The organism is Trinickia symbiotica (assembly GCF_002934455.1).
Taxonomy (GTDB): domain Bacteria; phylum Pseudomonadota; class Gammaproteobacteria; order Burkholderiales; family Burkholderiaceae; genus Trinickia; species Trinickia symbiotica.
Genome location: NZ_PTIR01000002.1, coordinates 133,505 through 151,787 on the forward strand (window position 1 = coordinate 133,505; position 18,283 = coordinate 151,787).

Sequence of the window (18,283 nt, forward strand, 5' to 3'; positions counted from 1 at the left end):
TCCCTGCGTGCGCCCTGTTTGTCAACGGATTTTTGAGATGGTAGGCGGCGTGCCTGCCTTGCCGCCGCCCAGCTTCACTTGCCAAAGGCCGTCCGTCGGGTACGGCAAGCGCGCCAACGCGCTTTCCACCAGATAACGCAGGGAAACGAGGGGCGAAGCCTCGTGATCGCGATTCGTCGCGCTTACCTTGTATATTTCCCGGCCGCTTGCGCGCTCGAAAAACCGGAGGGTCAGGGAGTGGACGAAGGTATGCTGCCAGGGCCATGAAAGGAGCGCGGGCCCTTCGTGGCTTTCGCCGTCTTCGTTGCTTCCCTTGCCTGCATCGCCGCAATCGCCGCCCGCCGAGCAAACGCCGCCCCCGGCTTCGATCGATTGCTCATGTGTCTCATACGAGACCGATAGACGGTAGCGCGCTTCGTCTGCGCCTGCGGCAACAAAGCCGTGCCGATGTAGCGATTCGGCAACGACCGACTCGTATTGTGCCCGCACGCCGTCCGCGGCCGGATAAGGTGCGTGTACCAGGACATAAGTCCGCGGATCCGCCGTCAAATCCGCGGACGACGACAGCGATGCACGGACGTCGGATTTCACCGCGCAGCCCGTTAGCGCCGCCGCAACGAGGCACATCATGATGCATACCGATTTCACCGTTTCCTCGCTTGAAAAATGCATTCGCCCTTGGCTCCCCCAAAGATTGCTATTAACCGGTCATCGCTTCCATGGCCGCCGGGTCGAGCACCGGTAGCCGTATCGTCACGGCGGTTCCCTGCCCCGGCGCGCTATCGACTTGAACTTCTCCGCCGTGCCTCACCACGACCGCTTTGATGAAAGCCATGCCGAGGCCCGCGCCGTTGGTGGGCGGCTGGCCCGGCGAATGGAAACGGCGGAAAGGCTCGAACAGGTGCGCCTGCATATCCTTGGGAATGCCATAGCCTTCATCGCGAACCGTGCACCGCACGCGCCGCGAAGCGTCCAAGCTGACGCCTACCGCGATGACCGTGCTGCTCGGACTGTACTTCACCGCATTGTTGAGGACGTTCGCGATCGCCCGCGTCAACAGCGAGCGATCCGCCACAATCCAGTACTCGCTGCCGTCCAGCTTCATTTCCACGCGGATGTCTTTCGCGCGGGCCTGCGGCCAGATTTCGTCGCTTGCATCGATCACGGCGTCGACGAGATTGACGGGCTCGAGCGAGTAGTTCTGTGACTCCGCCCGCGCGAGCTGGACGAAGTCGTCGGCGAGCTTCAGTGCACGCTGCGCGTGCCGCTCGATGCGCTCGAGCAGCACCCGCGTTCGTTCCGATTCGGTGTTCGAGCGTTCGAGCTCGATCAGCGCGAGAATCGACGCATGGCGTGAGCGCATGTCGTGCGAGAGGAGTCTCAACGCATCCTCGCGGCCGCGCTCGGCCGCGTGCAGCGCCGTGACTTCGACCATGCCCGCAACCCAGCTGCCCGACTCCTCGCCGCGCTGATTCCTGCATCGCTCGTAGCGCAACAGGTACTCATGGCCCATGCGATCGCGCACTTCGATTCCTCGCCTGACGATACCCACGTGCCTTCCGGTCGGATCGAGAACGGCCGGCCAACTCGCGCGTATTTCCGCTTCGATCTCCGGAGACGTCTCGATCGACTTGGTCAGCGAGAAGCCGCCAAGCGCCTGAGTCAGCGTGCGCCCGGCAGGTTCGGGGGCGCCCAGCCTCACGAAATGCGCGCGCGCGGCCTGGTTTGCAAGCAGCACGATACCTTGCCCATCGGCAACGAGCACCGGCTCCGGCACGCTGTTGAGGCTATCCCATACGAATCGCTTCATGTCCTGCAAGCGGTGAGCGGCACGCTCGACAAGCGCGATCTGTCGCTCCAATACGTCGCCTCCGAACTCGCGCCGGGCGACGAACCGTACGGGCAATAGATCGACGTCGTCGTCGAGCTGCTTCAATTCATGACGCAGGCGCGACATCGTCATCTCGAGCCGCCGCCAGCTCCAGATCGGATAAAGCACGATGACAGCGACCGCCGCGGGAACCGGCGAAAACCAGATATCGGCGCCGCGCAATGCAATCGTGCTCGCCGCGATGACGGCGATTCCGAGCACGCTCGTCAGCACGAGCGAGCGCCACGGCGAGAGAAAGAAAAAGCCGGCGAGCAAAAAGGCAACCGGCACGAGCGAGGCAGCGAACGTGACACCGGCCGGTACCGCGTGAATGATGCGGCCTGACAGCAGCGCGCTCAGTACCTGCGCATGCACGGCGAGATCGGTCATGGGACCGACATGCCCGGAGACGGGCGTCGAGAGATGACCATCGACGCCCGCCGCGGTGACCCCAACGAAGACGATCTTGCCTCGCAGCGCGTCGCGGGGCACGTCGCCCTTGAGCAGTTGCGCGCAGGATACCTGCATCGCCGATGCAGTCGTGAAAGGAATTAGCACTCGGACATCGCCGTGCGTGCCGTGCCGCGGATCCTTCAGCCTATCGACGACGTAGCGTCCTCCGGCGAACGATAGCGAGCCGTCGCGGATCGCCGTGTAGACGGGGACGTCGACATAGGGCTCGCGGGCATCGCCGTCGCCCTCGATGAGTGCGACGCTGCGCACGATGCCGTCGGCGTCGGCTTCGAGATTCACATGACCCAGCCCCGCCGCCGCATCCGTGAATGGGGCAACGGGCGGCACGACGGTGCCCGCATCGCCAGTCGGGGCGCGCATGAGTAGCAGTGGCAGAAAGGTCGGCACCGCACGCATTGCGCCGGCAAGCACTTGATCGTCAGGCGACGACTCCGTGAGCAACACGTCGTAGACGATCGCCGCCGCGCCGGCTCGCGCCGCGGCACGAACGACCTGCGCCTGCAGGTCGCGCGGCCACGGCCAGCGCCCGAATGCCGCGATGCTCGCGTCGTCGATCGCGACCATTGCGATATCGGGCAGAAGCGGTCGTGAGTCGACTCGCAGCAGCCTGTCGTACGCAATCCGGTCGAGGTTCGTCATCGCGTGGGTCGTCGCCCCGACCATCACGATCGCCACGCCGACCGCGCCCACGAAAATCCATTCGAGCAAATAACGCCGTTCCGGGCGCAAACGGCGCCGAGCCACGCGGACCCAATATCGCAGCAGCGAACGTACGGCGCGAAGGCTCATCGGTGCGATCGTTCAATACGCGAGCGTAAACGAACGCACGCCGGCGGCGGTTTCATAGAAGCGGCCATTTTCGAACTGCTCGGCGATGACGGTCCAGTAGTAGACGCCCGCGGGCAGGCCTGTCACCACGAATCGATGCCCCGAGATATCCACTGCATCGACGAGCGGATCGCCCAAATCCTCGTTGCGCGAAAGAACGAAACGAAAATGCGTGTCGACGCCCGGGCGGCTTGCGAGCCAGCGGAACTCGTAGCTGCGTGCACCGGCGGCGCGACCAGCCGACGCGTCGACCCCGTTGCGGCGCCGCTCGAACGCGTAGACGCGCGGCACGCCTTGGAGACCTGCGCCGTCGATCGCCGAGACACGAACGAAGTAGGTTCCGTCTGCGAGATCCGCGAACGACGCGTGGGGCGTTTCGGTGCGCGTCTCTCGAATGAGGTCGAGCGTGCCCGCATCCCGCGCGATATCGAGGCGATAGCGCGTTGCACCTGCCACAGGCTGCAGATCGAACTCGACCTGAGGGCCGTCCTGTATCTTGGCCGGATGCGCGAGCATGGGCGCCGGCAACAACGCGACAGGCGCACCCACCGCGCCGCCGCGCGTCACGCTGCCATAGCCGGCCGGCACCAGTTCGGACTCCGGCGCCGGCGCTTGTTCGTCGAGTTTGACCTTCGTGGCCCGCGCGCGCGTCTCGGCGTTGCCGACCGCTACCTTTCCGTCGAGCACTTCGACCGTCGTCGCGAGCGGGTCGAAATTGACGCGAAAATGCGTGCCGCGCACGCCGGCGACGATCGAAGGCGCATGGATCTCGAAACGATCGTCCGGCTTCGTCAAGTGTTCGACCTCGCTTTCCACTTCACCGCGAACGAGCGAGAAATCGCGTTCGGTCCGTCCCGTCAACACCGTTCGCCGCAATGTGCCGAGTGCCAGCGTGCTTCGTGGCGTCAGCGTCAAGTGCGTTCCGTCCTCGAGCTCGATGGTCACGAATCCGTCGGAACCCGTGCTGATCGCATCGCCTTCTCCGAGCGACGCGCCTTCGGCGAGCGGCAAAGACGGGACCGTCTTCGAGATGCGCTCGGCGTCCCCGCTCGCCGCGAGAACCCGCACCATGAGCGGATCCCGCTTCAGCAGCGCGACAGGAAGCTTCAGCAATGTGCCGGGCTTGAGCCTGCGAGGCGCATCGACGTGGTTCAATCGCGCGAGCACGCGCCAATCGTGCGGATCGCTCAAATAGTGGTCAGCGACTTCGTAAATCGTGTCGCCCGGTTGCGCGGCGTAGGAAACGGTCTCCGGCTTGGCGGCCTTATTGACCTTCGCGGCCTCCGCCCGAACGACGGGCGACATAATAAAGAACGTAAAGCCTGCCGTAAGGATCGCGAATGCGCGGCGCTGCCGTACTACGCTACTCGGCAATCGGCGCATCTCACGCAGAAAAAACAAAAAATATCGTTGTGACATTGCGCCCAAACGAGAAAAAGTCACCAGATATTACGCACCCCTTATCATTTTTTCAACGCTTGCGAGAACGGTGCCGCGACGCCGCCACGCTTGCCACCCGTATCGCGGCAGCAAAAATATCGATCATCGGTCAATCGGGACGGAGCGTGACGACAAAATGTCATGCTCGCCGCAGCGCCGCAAATGCCTCGATCGACGAATGCAAACAATTGTCAACTCGCTTCAGTTGAGGGCCTGGCCTTCAGGCGAAACGGCACTGATTGGCGACCGGGTCCGCGATCGAGTCCAAAACTCGATGAGCGGATAGCGCTAGAATTCGCAGTTCCACCATGCGACCGCAAAAAACCGTGGTTCGGCGCATTGCCTCGTGACCGGCGGGAGAACCCAGTGAAGATTGCGTATCTGGAAGACGATGAGGGCCAAGTCGAACACGTCAACAAATTGTTGGCGAGCCGCGGACACGAATGCTATCCCTTCACCGATGGCAGCCAGCTGATCCGCAGATTGAAGCGCGAAGGTTTCGACATGTTACTGCTCGATTGGCAGGTCCCCGGCGTAAGCGGACACCAGGTCACGCTTTGGGCGCGGGCAAATCTCGGCGAGCATGTGCCCATCATCTTCATGACGAGCCGCTCGCTCGAAGAGGATATCGTCGCGGCGCTCAGCGCGGGCGCGGACGATTACATGATCAAGCCGATTCGAAAAGCCGAGCTGATGGCGCGCATCGATGCGCTCGCGCGTCGTACGAATCAGCATTCGCCGCGCAATGCCGAGTCGATCGAACTCGGCCGCTATCGGATCGACCCGGGAACGCGCACCTGCTACGTCGGCGGCGCGCCGATCGAGCTGACGAGCCGCGAATTCGATCTTGCCTTGCTGATGTTTCAGCATGTCGGGCGAATACTTTCACGCGAGCATATCGGCGGAACAGTCTGGGGACAGCCGCCGAGCGCGATTTCGCGCACGCTCGATACGCACGTCTCCAGGGTGCGCGCGAAGCTTCAACTGCGGCCCGAAAACGGCTTGCGGCTCACGCCCGTGTACGGACACGGCTATCGGCTCGATCTGGTGGGCGACCCGCAGGACAGTTGAGCCGTCCCCCTCGACGAATTCGCGTACGGCCGAGAGGCGGCAAGCGAGCGGCTTCGACCGTTGGCGAGCGATGACTCACTGGCACCACTGCAGCCACATTTGTCTGAATGCCTGCTCGACGTTGTGGGCGAAGCGGGCCCCGTCCATCAGCGGCGAACTCTGCATCCGTGCCCGCAACCCCGCGCGCAAGCCGGCAAGACGCGGCAAATCGCGTGCAAGCCCGATCGCCTTGCGCGCGAACTCATCGTCCGTGAATGCCACGAGCTCGGTCAGGCCGAGGTTGCCGAGCTGACTCAATCCGCCGCGGGCCACTGCGGTCGTGCCCGCGCGCGAAAGGACGGGCACGCCCATCCACAACGCGTCGAGACTCGTCGTGTGGCCGTTGTACGGAAACGTGTCGAGCGCGAGATCGATCCGTTGATAGGTCTCGAGGTAGGCCGCGCGCGGCCGGAAGGCGACGAACTCGATGCAGGCCGGATCGATTCCGCAGGCGCGAGCGCGCTCGGCAAGCCTTTCTCGCGCACGGCCCTGCGCGGCCATCAAAAGGAGCCGTGGATCGTCCAGCGCGGCGAGCACCGGAGCCCACATTCGCAACGTGTGCTCGTTGAGCTTGCAGGGGTTGTTGAGACAGCCGAAGGTAAGGCGGCCTTCGGTTAGCGCCGGCAGCGCGTTGACAGCGGGTCCATCGCTGAGCGGATGGTAGCACCAGAACGTCTCGGGCAAGCGGATCGAGCGCTCGCTGTAGCGGTCGTCGCCACGATCGGACGGCGGATCGAGCCACGGGTCCGTTAGCCGGTAGCCGATCGAACGACTGCCCGTCGTCCCCGGATACGCGAGCCAAGCCACCTGGACAGGCGCGGGACCGTGCGCGAACAGAAGGGGCCGGCCGTCCGCCATGTGCATGGTCAGATCGACGAGCACGTCGATGCCGTCCTCTCGAACCATGCGCGCAAGCGTTTCGTCGTCGATATGGCGCACCTCGCGCCAGACGTCGGCATACTGTGCGAGTCGGGCCGTCACTGCATCGGGCCGCTGCACGCTCGAATAGCAAAATATTTCGTACTGCCGATGATCGTGATGCGCGAGCAGCGGCGTCATGAAAAGCGCTTGGCAATGATCGCGAAAATCAGGCGATACGTAGCCGATCCTCAAACGCTTGTCGCCCACCCGCTCATTGCAATAAGCAACGCTAGCCGGGACCACGAGGTTCTCGTGGTGCGCCGCGAGCCGCCGGCACTCGTCGAGAATGGCGTAGCCATCGTCGACTTGAAACGCGAGCGAGTAAGCAAGATTGCAGTGCGCGACGAGATTGTCGGGGTCGTGAGCGAGCGCCTCTCGATAAGCGGCAATCGCTTCTTCGAGCGCGCCCGTGTCCTTCAGCAAGTTGCCCAGATTGTTGTAGGTCGTCGACCGAGTCGGCGCGTCCGTCGCGCTTTCGCGCGACGTCAGCGCCGCGCGATAATGCGCATCGGCTTCATCCATGCGTCCAAGCCTGCGCGCGAGGCTCCCGGCGTTGTTGTGCGCGGCGACGAAGCCGGGCCGGGCCTGCAACGCGCGCGCATACGCAGCGGCTGCCGCGGCAAACTCCCCCAGCGCCTCTCGTGTCACGCCAAGGTTGTTGCACGCGTCCGCATGATCGGGAACGAGCGCGAGCGCCGCTTCGTACTGGTGGGCAGCTTCCGTATAGCGGCCGAGCGCATGAAGGACGGTACCGAGGTTGTAGGCCGCGTTCGGAAAACGAGCGTCGAGCGCGAGCGCTCGTCTCTGCGCCGTTTCAGCCTCCGTGAACCGCCCGCGGGCGGAGAGCGCCGCGCCCAGATTGACCCAATGGTCAGGCGCGCTCGGCTCGGCTCTCACCGCGTCGTCGGCAAGCGCAATCGCTTCGTCGAGCCTGCCTCGCGCCAGCATCAATGTCGCCAGGTTCGTCAGCGCGCTCGCATAACGCGGATGCGCCGCAAGCGCGCGCCGGTACGCAGCTTCGGCGGCCTCTGACTCGCCGCACTGCCGATGGCAGTTGCCGAGATTGTTCAGCGCGTCGAGATTCGCCGGATCGAGCTTAAGCAACGCCTCGTAGGCCGCGATGGCGGCGCGCCAATCGCCTTTGGCTTCGAGCAACCCGGCCAATGCGAACCGGGCATCGACGTAAGCCGGCTGCTCCGACAACAAGTTGAGATAAGCATCGATGGCCTCGTCGAGGCGGCCCAACGCGGCAAGGACCTGGCCTTCGCCGAGCCGATAACGCGGCTCGCCAGGCACGTGCGCGCGCGCCCTCGCGACCCACGCAAGCGCCCGCTCGGGATCGCCGGTTTGAAGCGCGAGTACGCCGAGCCGGAACATCGCGTCGTGATGCCCTGGCGACTCGGCGAGCATCGCCTCGTACAGCTCGCGCGCCTCGGCAAACTCGCCCGCCAGATGATGGGCCTTCGCCCGCGCAAGCCGCGCCTCGATCGACATCGATTCCACCCTCTGTCACAAAAGATTCCGCGATTGTAGAGGTTCCGCCTGACGCGTCGAAATGTCCTTTACCGAACGGATCGAAAACTCGCGACTTCCATAATGCGATCGTGAAGCCTGTGCGCCGCGTCGCGACGACGATGAGTACGCGGTATCGACCGCATGCGACGCCGGGCGATGTGCGCCGCGGGCGGCGCGTCCGTAGGTGAGTCCGTTGAAAGTGAATCGTTCCGTCCTGGTTGCCGCCGATAGCGAGACTCGCGCCCGACGCGTGACGCGCTTCATTGCCGAAGCGTGCAGCATATGTATCTCGATCGAACCGATGCAAATTGTTTCGGACTTCGAAGCATCGCGGCCCGCGGTGCTGGTGCTCGCCTTCGACACCCTTGCTGCGGCCCAGGACTACCGGAACCGTCTCTTCCGTTCGAGCCGGCTCGCGCACGTTACGCCGCACAAAACGATCGCTCTTTGCAGCGTCGGCGAACTGCAGCGTGCCTATGAGGCGTGTGAGGCAGGCATCTTTGATGACTACGTCCTGTTCTGGCCGCAGCCGTTCGACGTTCGGCGCCTCGATATGGCGATCCATCACGCCCTCAGTCTGCTTTCGAAAGCGTCGTGCGACGCGGTCGGTGTCGATCAATTGGCCGCGCACGCACGGCACATCGCTCGTCTCACGCCGAATCTGGCCGAACATGCCCATCGGTTCGCGCACGAAGTCGGCAGGACGCATGCCGCCGCGGACGCCGCCGCTCGATCCGCGGGCCCCGTGTTCCAGCGATGCTTTCGTCAGGTCGGGGAATCGGTCGATGCCTTATGCACGGCGGCGCAGGCGCTTGCCGGCGCGCTCGGACCGCAGTTGCAGGCTGCGCGCGTCATGGGCGCGCTGGCGGAGCGCGTTCGCCCGACGGTGCTCGCCGTCGAAGACGATGCGTTCGAGCGAACGCTGCTTTCTCATCTGCTTGAAAACACTAAAGTGGAGTTGATCCATGCATCGACGGGTGCGCAGGCATTCAACTCTATCTGGACGCGGCGCCCCGATCTCGTTCTCATGGATATCGATTTGCCCGACCTCAACGGCATGGAAATCACGCGCCGCCTCAAGTCGGTCGAGCCGCTTGCCAGCATACCGGTCGTGCTCATGGCAGCGTACGGCCGGCGTACCGTCGTCATGGAAAGCCTGAAAGCAGGCGCGGCAGGCTTCATGATCAAACCGCTTCATCGGGAAACGCTTCTCGACAAGATCGAGGCCTTCCTGCCGGGAAGTATGGCGTGATGGGAGAGATGCCTCGCAAAGCGGTGCCCGGGAATTCGAAAGCGGGCACCGTGCTGAATTCGTTCAGTTTGTAACGCGGAACTGCTCGGGGTCCTTGCCTTTGAGCCAGCGCGGACGCGGGCCGCGCCCGCCCCACGTTTCGCCGGTTTCCGGATTGCGGAATCGCGGCGCGCCGCTCGACGATTTGGATTTGCGGCGGGAACCGAAAATGTCTTCGGGCGTGAATCCGAACGCCGCAACCGTTGCACGGATATCTTCGAGTGCGGCTTCTGCCTCGGCTCGCCGTGCATTTTCGATTTCAATGTCCAGTTCTTGCTTTTTTGCCAATAGTTCCTTGTAAGTCGCCACGGACAGGTTCCTCCTGTTTCGTCTGCTGTGAACGCAACGGATTCTAACGGCGCTCGCAACAACTGTGTGAAAGTTCGAAATTTTTTCCGACTTACCTACAGTTTTCGGCCTTTTCCGGCGCCCAAAGCACCGCTCGTCCTGCGCGAGCAACGGCTGTGCCCAGCAAGGTGATGCGCCGCCGCGCGAGCATGGCTTGAGGCGAGGCGGCGGCCGACGTCGGGCAACTGAGCCACCTCGGCCGGGTCCTGGAAAGTGACGATGTGCGTTTCAACGAGCCTTTCGCCGCGATCCGCCTGCCGTGCGAGACGCTTGCCCCGCGCGAAGAACTCCGCCTCGGTGCCGGTTCCTATCTGTGTTTTGCTCATCGTTTGCTCCGCAATGCAGTCCAGACCGGCGTGAGTACAGCAAACCTCCAGGTCGAGGTCTATCAGACGGTTCCGAATCTGATAGCGTTGCTCGGCGGCGACTACAAAACATTCATCATCGCCAGCGCGGTCTCCTGCAAGTACGGGAGGACGCGCTGCGAGGCCGCTTCCATCGTCTCTTTCCCGATTGGCATGTTCGTGCTGAGCGCGGCGACGACTTCGCCCTGCCTATTCTTGAGCGGCACGGCGATCCCGCGCACGCCGACTTGCAGTTGCTGCTCGAGGACGGCAAACCCATCGAGCCGCGCGCGGCGAATCGTCTCTCGCAAATGCGACCTGTTCGTCAACGTATAGGGGGTGAACTGCGCGAGCTCGGTGGCATTCAGCCAATCGAGTACCGCATCCTGATCGGGCTTGTGCGCGAGCAGGACGACGCCGGGCGACGCGAGCGGCGCCGGCACGCGCGCGCCGAGCACGAATCCCGTCGTCATCACGCGCGATGCGCCGTTTCGCGCGATGAAGACGAGCTCCCACTCGTCAAGCACGCTGACATAGACCGATTCTTTGAGCGTCGCGCTCAATTGCTGCAGGTAAGGCTGCACGAGGCGCGGCAGCCTCGCGGAATCGAAGTAGGACCAGCCGACTCTCAGCACGCGCGGCGTCAACCCATAGAGCTTGCCGTCGGTATAAACATAGCCAAGATGCTCGAGCGTCAGCAGATAGCGACGCGCGGCCGTTCGCGACAAGCCTGTCCGCGCACCCGCTTCAGTCGCCGTCATGCGCGGATGCTTATCGTCGAATGCCTCCAGAATGGCGAGGCCCTTTTCCAGTCCGGCGATCCAATCGCGCCGGTCGAGCGTCTCGTTCCGCTTCATGCGGGAAACCTTACTCCCCGCCCCGCTTCATGAACCAGGCGACCAGCAGCGAAATCAGGCAGCCCCCCATCAAGTACGCGGCAACCGGATGCCACGAGCCGCCCGCGAAGGTAGCCAGCGCAGCCGCGATGAACGGCGTGAACCCGCCGCCGACGACGCTCGCGACCTGGTAGCCGACGCCCGCGCCGCTATAACGGTACGACGCGCCGAAGAATTCGGTGAACATCGGCTGCTGGACGCTCACGACCATGTCGTGCGAAAAATTCGCGAGCAGCACGGCAAAGATGATGATCGGCAGAGTCGCGCGCGATTCGAGCGCGAGGAAAAACGGCACCGCCGCGAGCACCCCGATCAGCGCGCCCGTCAGATAGACGCGGCGACGCCCGAGTCGGTCTGCGAGCCAGGCAAAGCAGGGAATCGTCAAGCAACTGACCGCACCGACGATGAAGCCGATATGAAGAAACAGCTCACGCGGCAATCCAAGCTTGGTGGTCGAATAGCTGAGCGCAAACGTCGTCACGATGTACATCGAAAACAACTCGGCAAGGCGCAACGCGATGATCAGCACGAACGCGCCGGGATGGCTGCGCAGCGCTTCGAGCACCGGCAGGCGCACCTTCTTGTGCTCACGCTCCACCTTTTGCACGAATTCTTCGGACTCCTGCATACTTGAGCGAATCCAGAGCCCAATGGCGACGAGCACGACACTGAAGAGGAACGGCAGACGCCAGCCCCACGCCTTGAACGCGGCGTTGTCCATCGATTGGCTGATGAGCGAGACGATACCCGTCGACAAAACGAGCCCGACGCCGTAGCCGACCTGCACGCCGCTGCTGTAGAAGGCCTTTTTCCCGCTCGGGGCGCTCTCGCACGCCATCAGCGCCGCGCCGCCCCACTCCCCGCCGACCGCGAAGCCCTGAATCGCGCGCAGCGTGACGAGCATGACGGGCGCCCACCAGCCGATGCTGGCGAACGTCGGCAACGCGCCGATCAATGCCGTCGAAAGCCCCATCAGCATGACGGTCAACACGAGCATCCGCTTGCGGCCGAGGCGATCGCCGAAGTGCCCGAAGACAATGCCGCCGAGGGGCCGGAAAAGGAAGCCCACGCCGAACGTCGCGAAAGCCGCGAGAACACCCATCGCCGGGCCGACGCTCGGGAAGAACGCCGAGTTGAAGACTAGCGCGGCGACGATGCCGTACAACAGAAAGTCGTACCAATCGACGACGGCACCGACAAAGCTGCCGAGCGCGGCCTTGCGGGCGCGACTCGGCGCGACGGCGCCGGACTTGCCGGCGGTTGGTGCAGCTGGAATCATGAGGCGTCTCCGGATTGTTCGAGTGGCCGTCGTTGAAAGCGGCGACGGCGAAAAGCGCGGTCCGCATCCCTGGTCTTTCGGGGCGGATCGGTTACGATTGGTTCGCCCCGCGACGGTTGCTCGGAGAATAAGCGGCCCGCGACTTTAGCACAATGAATCGCCCGACCACCTGGACCGAGGATCGCACATCCGCGTGCGTTAATCGAACGCTCTCGGGGTTAGCACTAACGGATGGGAAGCTTCAAAGACTGACGTATGCGCAACACCGTGGCTCGCAACGATGTACTGAACGGTTAAAATTGCGCCGAGGCGCTTCGAATGCGCATCGGTAAGGTAAATCGACACGCCGGGCGACGCGGCGTATGACCGCCCGCCCGCTCCCGGAGAGAGACTCATGAACGGCCCGCATGCTCACGTTTGTTCGCTGACCGCTCGCCCAAGGCGATGGGAGGCATGATGATCGACGACTTTTCGAATGCAGCGTCGTCCAGCGCCGACGCCGATGCGAACGCCAATCCGCTCGGCACCGCCGGACTCGAATTCGTGGAGTTCGCCGCACCCTCCCCCGACGCCCTCGCGCGCCGCTTCGAGCAGCTCGGCTTTCACGCGGCGGCACGTCACGTCAGCAAGGCCGTCACCCTCTACCGCCAGGGGAATATGAACTTCCTGATCAACGCGGAACCCGATTCGTTCGCGTCGCGCTACGCCGAGGAATACGGCGTCGGCATCTGCGCGATCGGCATTCGCGTCGACAATGCGCAACGCGCGTTCGAACGAACGACGGAGCTCGGTGCCTGGGCGTTCGAGGGCGAACGAGTCGGTCAATCGGAGCTCGTCATACCGGCCATCCAAGGCATTGGCAACTCGCACATCTATTTCGTCGATCGCTGGCGTGGTCGCGGCGGCGCGACCGGAGACGAGACGATCTTCGATGTCGACTTCCGCCCCATCGGAGCGCCGCCAACCGGCGCCGAGACGAGGGGCGGCGTCGGCTTGACGGAAGTCGACCACTTCACGCAAATGGTCGGTGCCGGCCGCATCGGCGAATGGCTCGATTTCTACCAAGAGCTGCTGGGCTTTCGCGAAATTCGCACGTTGCATGCGGACTGGCACCTGTCAGCCGATTCCCGCGTCGTTCAATCGCCTTGCGGCGGCATCACAATTCCGCTCTACGAAGAGGGCACGCCGCGCACGCGGCTGCTTCACGAATATCTGCCCGACCATCCCGGCGAGGGCGTCCAGCATATCGCGCTTGCGAGTCGCGACATCATCGCGTGTGTCGACGCGCTAAGAGCGAACGGACTGGAGTTCCTGAGCCCCCCGGCGCGCTATTACGACGAGATCGACGAGCGTTTGCCGGGGCATGGGCTCGATATCGAAGCGCTGCGACGCCGCAACATCCTCGTCGACGGAGAGATCGATGCTGACGGCACGCCGCGCTTGTTTCTGCAGACGTTCGTCAGGCGCGCGCCGACGGAAACCTTCTTCGAAATCGTCGAGCGGCGCGGGCACCACGGATTCGGGGAAGGAAATCTGCAGGCGCTCGAGCGTGCGCGCTTGCCGCGATGAGAGGCAGTGCGGCGCGACGCACGCCAAAGCTAGCGTTCAGCATCGGCGTGATAGAACCCCATGCTAGAATGCCCCGTCATAGCCGCACACGCCCTGAAATGAAGAAGGCATCACCAAAGGCAGCCCTGCCCGACGGCAACGACCTCCCCTCTGAAGCCCGGCGCAAATACGATCCCGAAGAAACGAAGCGCAACATCCTCGACGTCGCGACGCAGGAATTCTCGGCGATGGGACTCGCCGGCGCGCGCGTCGATGCAATCGCCGAGCGCACGAACACGACGAAGCGGATGCTGTACTACTACTTCGAGAGCAAGGAGGGGCTTTACGAGGCCGTGCTCGAAAAGGTCTACGGCGATATTCGGACCCTCGAGCAGGCGCTCAATATCGAGGAGCTCGAGCCGGTCGAAGGGATGCGCCGGCTCGTCGAGTTCACGTTCGACTATCACGACAAGCACCGCGACTTCGTGCGCCTCATCGCGATCGAGAATGTTCACAGCGCGAAGTACATCGCACAGCTGAAGGCTTTCAAGAGCCGCAACGTCAGCATCGTCACCACGATCGAAGACTTGCTTGCGCGCGGCGTCGCAGCGGGCGCGTTTCGCGCCGATATCGATGCGATCGATCTGCATCTGCTGATCAGCTCTTTTTGCTTTCACCGCATCTCGAACCGCTACACGTTCGGCGCGGCGTTCGGCCGTGACCCGTCGCATGCGCGTCTGCGCAGCCGCCATCGCGAGATGATCGTGGACGCCGTGTTGCGCTTCGTTTCCAAGCCTTAGAAACAAAAACGGCGCCAGTTCAAAATGGCGCCGTTTTGTGTTCCACCGTCAGTTTCGGATCTTCATGACTCGAGCCTGATGCGCTTGATGTCACCCACGACGAATATGTAGGCGAGCGCGCCAATCAGCGCAACGACGCCGATGAAGATCAGCGCGCCGACGAACGATCCGGTCGCGGCGACGACGAAGCCGACCACGAGCGGCGTCACGATGCCAGCGAGATTCGCCGCGAAGTTGAAGATGCCGCCCGTCAGTCCGAGCAGACCTTCCGGTGCGATATCGGAAACGAGCGTCCACCCGAGCGCGGCCATGCCCTGCGCAAAGAAGGCGAGCGACATGATCGCGATCACCACCGTATCGCTCTTCACGTAGTTCGCGAGCACGATCGTCGACGCGAGCAGCAGCCCCGCGATGATCGGCAGCTTGCGCGCAACGTTGGCCGATTTGCCGCGACGAAGCAGCGAATCGGAAAGCCAACCGCCGAACATCACACCGACCGACGCCGCGATAAACGGCAGAATCGCGAAAAATCCAATCTTGAGCCAGCCCATGTGCCGCTCGGTAGCCAGGTAGGTCGGGAACCAAGTCAGAAAGAAAACGAGCGTTGAATTGCCGGCGAACTGGCCAAGACAGATGCCCGCCAGTTGACGTTGCTTGAGCAGCCGCCCGACCGTTCGCCACGAAAAGCGATTGGCACCCTTGGCCGCCGCACCGCTATCGTGGCGCGTCAGGCCGCCGCCCGCCTCGATGTATTCGAGTTCCGCCTGGTTGGCGCGCGGATGCTCATGCGGCTCGCGATAGAGCCACCACCAAACGGCGGCGAACACGACACCCGCGATGCCGACGACGAAAAACAACGTGCGCCACCCATACGCCCCCATCAGGGCGAACAGCACCGGGCTGAAAAACGCAAGCCCGATGTATTCGCCGACGGTATAAGTGCCCGTTGCGAGCGCGCGCTCGCGCTGCGGGAACCAGGTCGCCACGACACGACTGTTCGTCGGAAAACACGGGGATTCGGATACGCCGAGCCCGAACCGGAACGCGAGCAGCGCGCCGACGCCATGCACGAGCCCTTGAGCCAGCGTGCAAAGCGACCAGAACGTCATCGCGAGGTAGTAGGTCAGCTTGCTGCCGAAGCGGTCGAGAAACAGACCGCCTGGAATCTGGGCAGCGGCATACGTCCACGAAAACGCCGAGAAGACGATGCCCATCACGGCCGCGCCGATGCCGAGCTCTTTCGTCAGCTGCGGCGCGGCGATGCCGAGAACCGTCCGGTCCAGATAGTTGATCATCGTGCCGATCGCGAGCAGCGCGAGAATCCGATAGCGCGCCGACGATCGGCGCATCGCGCCGGCAGCGGCGCCCGCCGAGGCGTACCCCTCGTTTGCCAGTCCTGACGAAATGGGTTTTTGCATCACTTGTCTCCTAATCTGTCCACTCTTCTCTTATCGTCGAAAGTCGAAAGCGCGCGCTCAACGCACGAGCGTCTGAAAGTGCGTGTACATGCGCTCGGCGTCGGGCGCGATCCCCGTAAACAACTCGAATGCCCCGGCTGCCTGATAGACGGCCATGCCGCCGCCGTCGAGCGTGCGGCAACCGCGCGCCCGGGCCGCTTTCAGCAACTCCGTCTCGATCGGAAAGTAGACGACGTCGGCCACCCAAAGGCGCTGATGCAACAACTCGGCCGGCAGCGGCAGGCCCGGGTGCTTGGCCATTCCAGTCGGCGTTGCATGAATGAGGCCGTCCGCCGCGGCGAGCGCGTCGGACAACGCCTGCGGGGAACCGTTGCCCGCGCTGACACGGGCCGACGCAAAGCGTGCCTGCAACGCAGCGGCCAGCGATTGTGCTCGTGCGGGGTCGACATCGAAAAGCGTCAGTTCGCGGGCACCCATCGTCAACGCGGCGTGGGCGACCGCGGCGCCGGCACCGCCCGCGCCAAGCTGGACGACCCGCCCGAGCTCGGCGTCCGGCAAGCCGCGCTCGAACGCGCGCTTGAATCCTGACCAGTCCGTGTTATGTCCGATCCGCCGCCCATCCTTGAGCTGCACCGTATTGACGGCACCGAGCGCGCGCGCGTCGTCGGACAACTCGTCCAGCAGCGGGATGACGGCTTGCTTGCACGGATGCGTGATATTGAGGCCGTCGAAGCCCATCCACTCCGCCGCGGCCAGCAGCTTGGGCAGCGTCGGCGCATCGCGCCAAAGCGTTTCGAGGTCGACGCGGCGATACACATACCCGATGCCCAGTTGCCGTGCCTCCTCTTCATGCATCGCGGGGGACAACGATCCGCCGATGCCCCCACCGATCAACCCAACTAGAAACGAGCGCTCGAATGTTTTATGCACATGAAGCTCCAGAAGCCATGATCATCGTTCGCTGATCGCACGCGTCACCCCGACGGCGACATCGAGGCACACGGCGTGCGGCGATCGGGACTGAGTTTCGCGCATTCCCGCTCGTTTGTCGTTTGGGGTTTATACGAATTTGTACCATCTAGTTAGTCCGTAGAATCGGCTACAATCTTCCAGCCGACATTGGGATCGGCGCCCCGTTGTCATGTAATCAACTCGTACATTCTTGCTTGGCTCGCCACTTGGTGACGAGCGACGTGACCGCCCCTCTCGGAGTATCTTCATGAAACGTTCGATCGCCACGGTGTCCGTCAGCGGCACGCTCGTCGAGAAGCTGAATGCGATCCGGCAAGCCGGGTTTGACGGCGCCGAAATATTCGACGACGATCTGCGCTCAGCGAAAGAGTCCCCGGCCGACGTCCGGCGCATCGCGGCGGATCTCGGCCTCGAGCTCGTGCTTTATCAGCCGTTTCGCGATTTCGAGGGCGTCAGCGCCGAGCGCCTCGCTCACAATCTCGAGCGTGCGCAGCGTACGTTCGACGTCATGCATGAGCTGGGCATCGACCGCTTGCTCCTTTGCAGTAATGTGTCGAGCGATGCGATAGGCGACGATTCGCTCATCGGCGATCAACTCGGCACCCTCGCGCGCGCGGCACGGGCCTCCGGCATCGTCGTGGGCTATGAAGCGCTCGCCTGGGGCCGCCACGTCAATCGTCACGGCCATGCCTGGCGCATCGTGCAAGCCGTCGGCGATTCGAACTTGGGGCTCGCCCTCGATAGTTTCCACACCTTTTCCCGCGGCGACTCCGCCGACGACATCGCGTCGATTCCCGGCGAGCGAATCGCTTTCGTCCAGCTCGCCGACGCCCCGACGCTCGCGCTCGACGTGCTCGAATGGAGCCGGCATCACCGCTGCTTTCCTGGGCACGGCGATTTCGACATGGTCGGGTTTACGGCCCGTGTGATCGAATCGGGCTATTCGGGCCCGCTCTCGCTCGAGATCTTCAATGATGCGTATCGTGCCGCACCGCCCGCGGGCGTGGCCCGAGACGGCTATTGCTCGCTGCTCGAGCTCGAGGAGCGCGCCCGGTCGCTGCTCGCCGCCGAATCGACGTCGCGCTCGGCGCGGCCGGCTCCGAGTCATGTAACGCGCGGATGAAAGCGGGAGCCCACGCAAGGTTCGCTTCTCATTCGCCACGCTAGACCGACATCTCTCGAAAGGCACGGGAGATCTATCACAACGCCTTACGCAAACATTAGAACCG

At 63.6% G+C, this 18,283-nt stretch carries 14 protein-coding genes and 1 pseudogene; 6 read left to right on the top strand and 9 right to left on the bottom strand.

Going from position 1 to position 18,283, the window contains the following annotated elements:
* Window positions 1-21 precede the first annotated feature (21 nt).
* From B0G57_RS04335 to B0G57_RS04345, 3 genes are read right to left on the bottom strand one after another with little or no spacing between them, the layout of a single operon-like run.
* Window positions 22-672, bottom strand: a complete 651-nt coding sequence (locus B0G57_RS04335) for a DUF4136 domain-containing protein (protein ID WP_018439530.1) — start codon at window positions 670-672, stop codon at window positions 22-24.
* A gap of 28 nt (window positions 673-700) precedes the next feature.
* On the bottom strand, window positions 701-3,133 hold the full coding sequence (locus B0G57_RS04340; protein ID WP_018439529.1) for a CHASE2 domain-containing protein: 2,433 nt from the start codon (window positions 3,131-3,133) through the stop codon (window positions 701-703).
* Window positions 3,134-3,145: 12 nt separating this feature from the next.
* Window positions 3,146-4,555, bottom strand: coding sequence for a FecR domain-containing protein (locus tag B0G57_RS04345; RefSeq protein ID WP_020566063.1), 1,410 nt, complete (start codon window positions 4,553-4,555; stop codon window positions 3,146-3,148).
* Between B0G57_RS04345 and B0G57_RS31275 the strand changes: the two genes are divergently transcribed.
* Window positions 4,513-4,821, top strand: coding sequence for a hypothetical protein (locus B0G57_RS31275; RefSeq protein WP_189595307.1), 309 nt, complete (start codon window positions 4,513-4,515; stop codon window positions 4,819-4,821). The genes B0G57_RS04345 and B0G57_RS31275 overlap by 43 nt on opposite strands.
* Before the next feature lie 157 nt (window positions 4,822-4,978).
* Window positions 4,979-5,683 (top strand): response regulator transcription factor, encoded by a 705-nt coding sequence (locus tag B0G57_RS04350; RefSeq protein ID WP_018439526.1) that lies wholly within the window; start codon window positions 4,979-4,981, stop codon window positions 5,681-5,683.
* Between the two features lie 75 nt (window positions 5,684-5,758).
* On the opposite strand, the gene B0G57_RS04355 is transcribed toward B0G57_RS04350, so the two are convergent.
* The gene (locus tag B0G57_RS04355) at window positions 5,759-8,137 is read right to left on the bottom strand and encodes a tetratricopeptide repeat protein (RefSeq protein WP_018439525.1); all 2,379 of its coding nucleotides are present in this window, start codon (window positions 8,135-8,137) and stop codon (window positions 5,759-5,761) included.
* A gap of 322 nt (window positions 8,138-8,459) precedes the next feature.
* On the opposite strand from B0G57_RS04355, the gene B0G57_RS04365 reads away from it, so the two are divergent.
* On the top strand, window positions 8,460-9,410 hold the full coding sequence (locus B0G57_RS04365; protein ID WP_020566061.1) for a response regulator: 951 nt from the start codon (window positions 8,460-8,462) through the stop codon (window positions 9,408-9,410).
* Window positions 9,411-9,473: 63 nt separating this feature from the next.
* On the opposite strand, the gene B0G57_RS04370 is transcribed toward B0G57_RS04365, so the two are convergent.
* From B0G57_RS04370 to shiA, 3 genes are all read right to left on the bottom strand, one after another.
* Window positions 9,474-9,908, bottom strand: a complete 435-nt coding sequence (locus B0G57_RS04370) for an H-NS histone family protein (RefSeq protein WP_223258541.1) — start codon at window positions 9,906-9,908, stop codon at window positions 9,474-9,476.
* 316 nt (window positions 9,909-10,224) lie between these two features.
* Window positions 10,225-10,998, bottom strand: coding sequence for an IclR family transcriptional regulator domain-containing protein (locus B0G57_RS04380; RefSeq protein WP_018439520.1), 774 nt, complete (start codon window positions 10,996-10,998; stop codon window positions 10,225-10,227).
* 10 nt (window positions 10,999-11,008) lie between these two features.
* Entirely contained in the window at window positions 11,009-12,316 is a 1,308-nt protein-coding gene (gene shiA, locus B0G57_RS04385) for a shikimate transporter (RefSeq protein WP_018439519.1), read from the bottom strand.
* Window positions 12,317-12,769: 453 nt separating this feature from the next.
* Between shiA and B0G57_RS04390 the strand changes: the two genes are divergently transcribed.
* Both B0G57_RS04390 and B0G57_RS04395 read left to right on the top strand, forming a co-directional pair.
* The gene (locus B0G57_RS04390) at window positions 12,770-13,885 is read left to right on the top strand and encodes a 4-hydroxyphenylpyruvate dioxygenase family protein (protein ID WP_399275607.1); all 1,116 of its coding nucleotides are present in this window, start codon (window positions 12,770-12,772) and stop codon (window positions 13,883-13,885) included.
* Window positions 13,886-13,983: 98 nt separating this feature from the next.
* The gene (locus B0G57_RS04395) at window positions 13,984-14,664 is read left to right on the top strand and encodes a TetR family transcriptional regulator (protein ID WP_018439517.1); all 681 of its coding nucleotides are present in this window, start codon (window positions 13,984-13,986) and stop codon (window positions 14,662-14,664) included.
* 62 nt (window positions 14,665-14,726) lie between these two features.
* Here the strand turns inward: B0G57_RS04395 and B0G57_RS04400 are convergent, their stop codons facing one another.
* A complete protein-coding gene (locus tag B0G57_RS04400) occupies window positions 14,727-16,082 on the bottom strand; it encodes an MFS transporter (protein WP_020566059.1) in 1,356 nt (451 codons plus the stop codon).
* Window positions 16,083-16,139: 57 nt separating this feature from the next.
* The gene (locus B0G57_RS04405) at window positions 16,140-17,012 is read right to left on the bottom strand and encodes a shikimate dehydrogenase (RefSeq protein WP_035468251.1); all 873 of its coding nucleotides are present in this window, start codon (window positions 17,010-17,012) and stop codon (window positions 16,140-16,142) included.
* A 289-nt stretch (window positions 17,013-17,301) separates the two neighbouring features.
* Here B0G57_RS04405 and B0G57_RS04410 point away from each other — a divergent pair.
* A pseudogene (locus tag B0G57_RS04410) lies at window positions 17,302-18,174 on the top strand (sugar phosphate isomerase/epimerase family protein); the annotation flags it as partial.
* Window positions 18,175-18,283 lie beyond the last annotated feature (109 nt).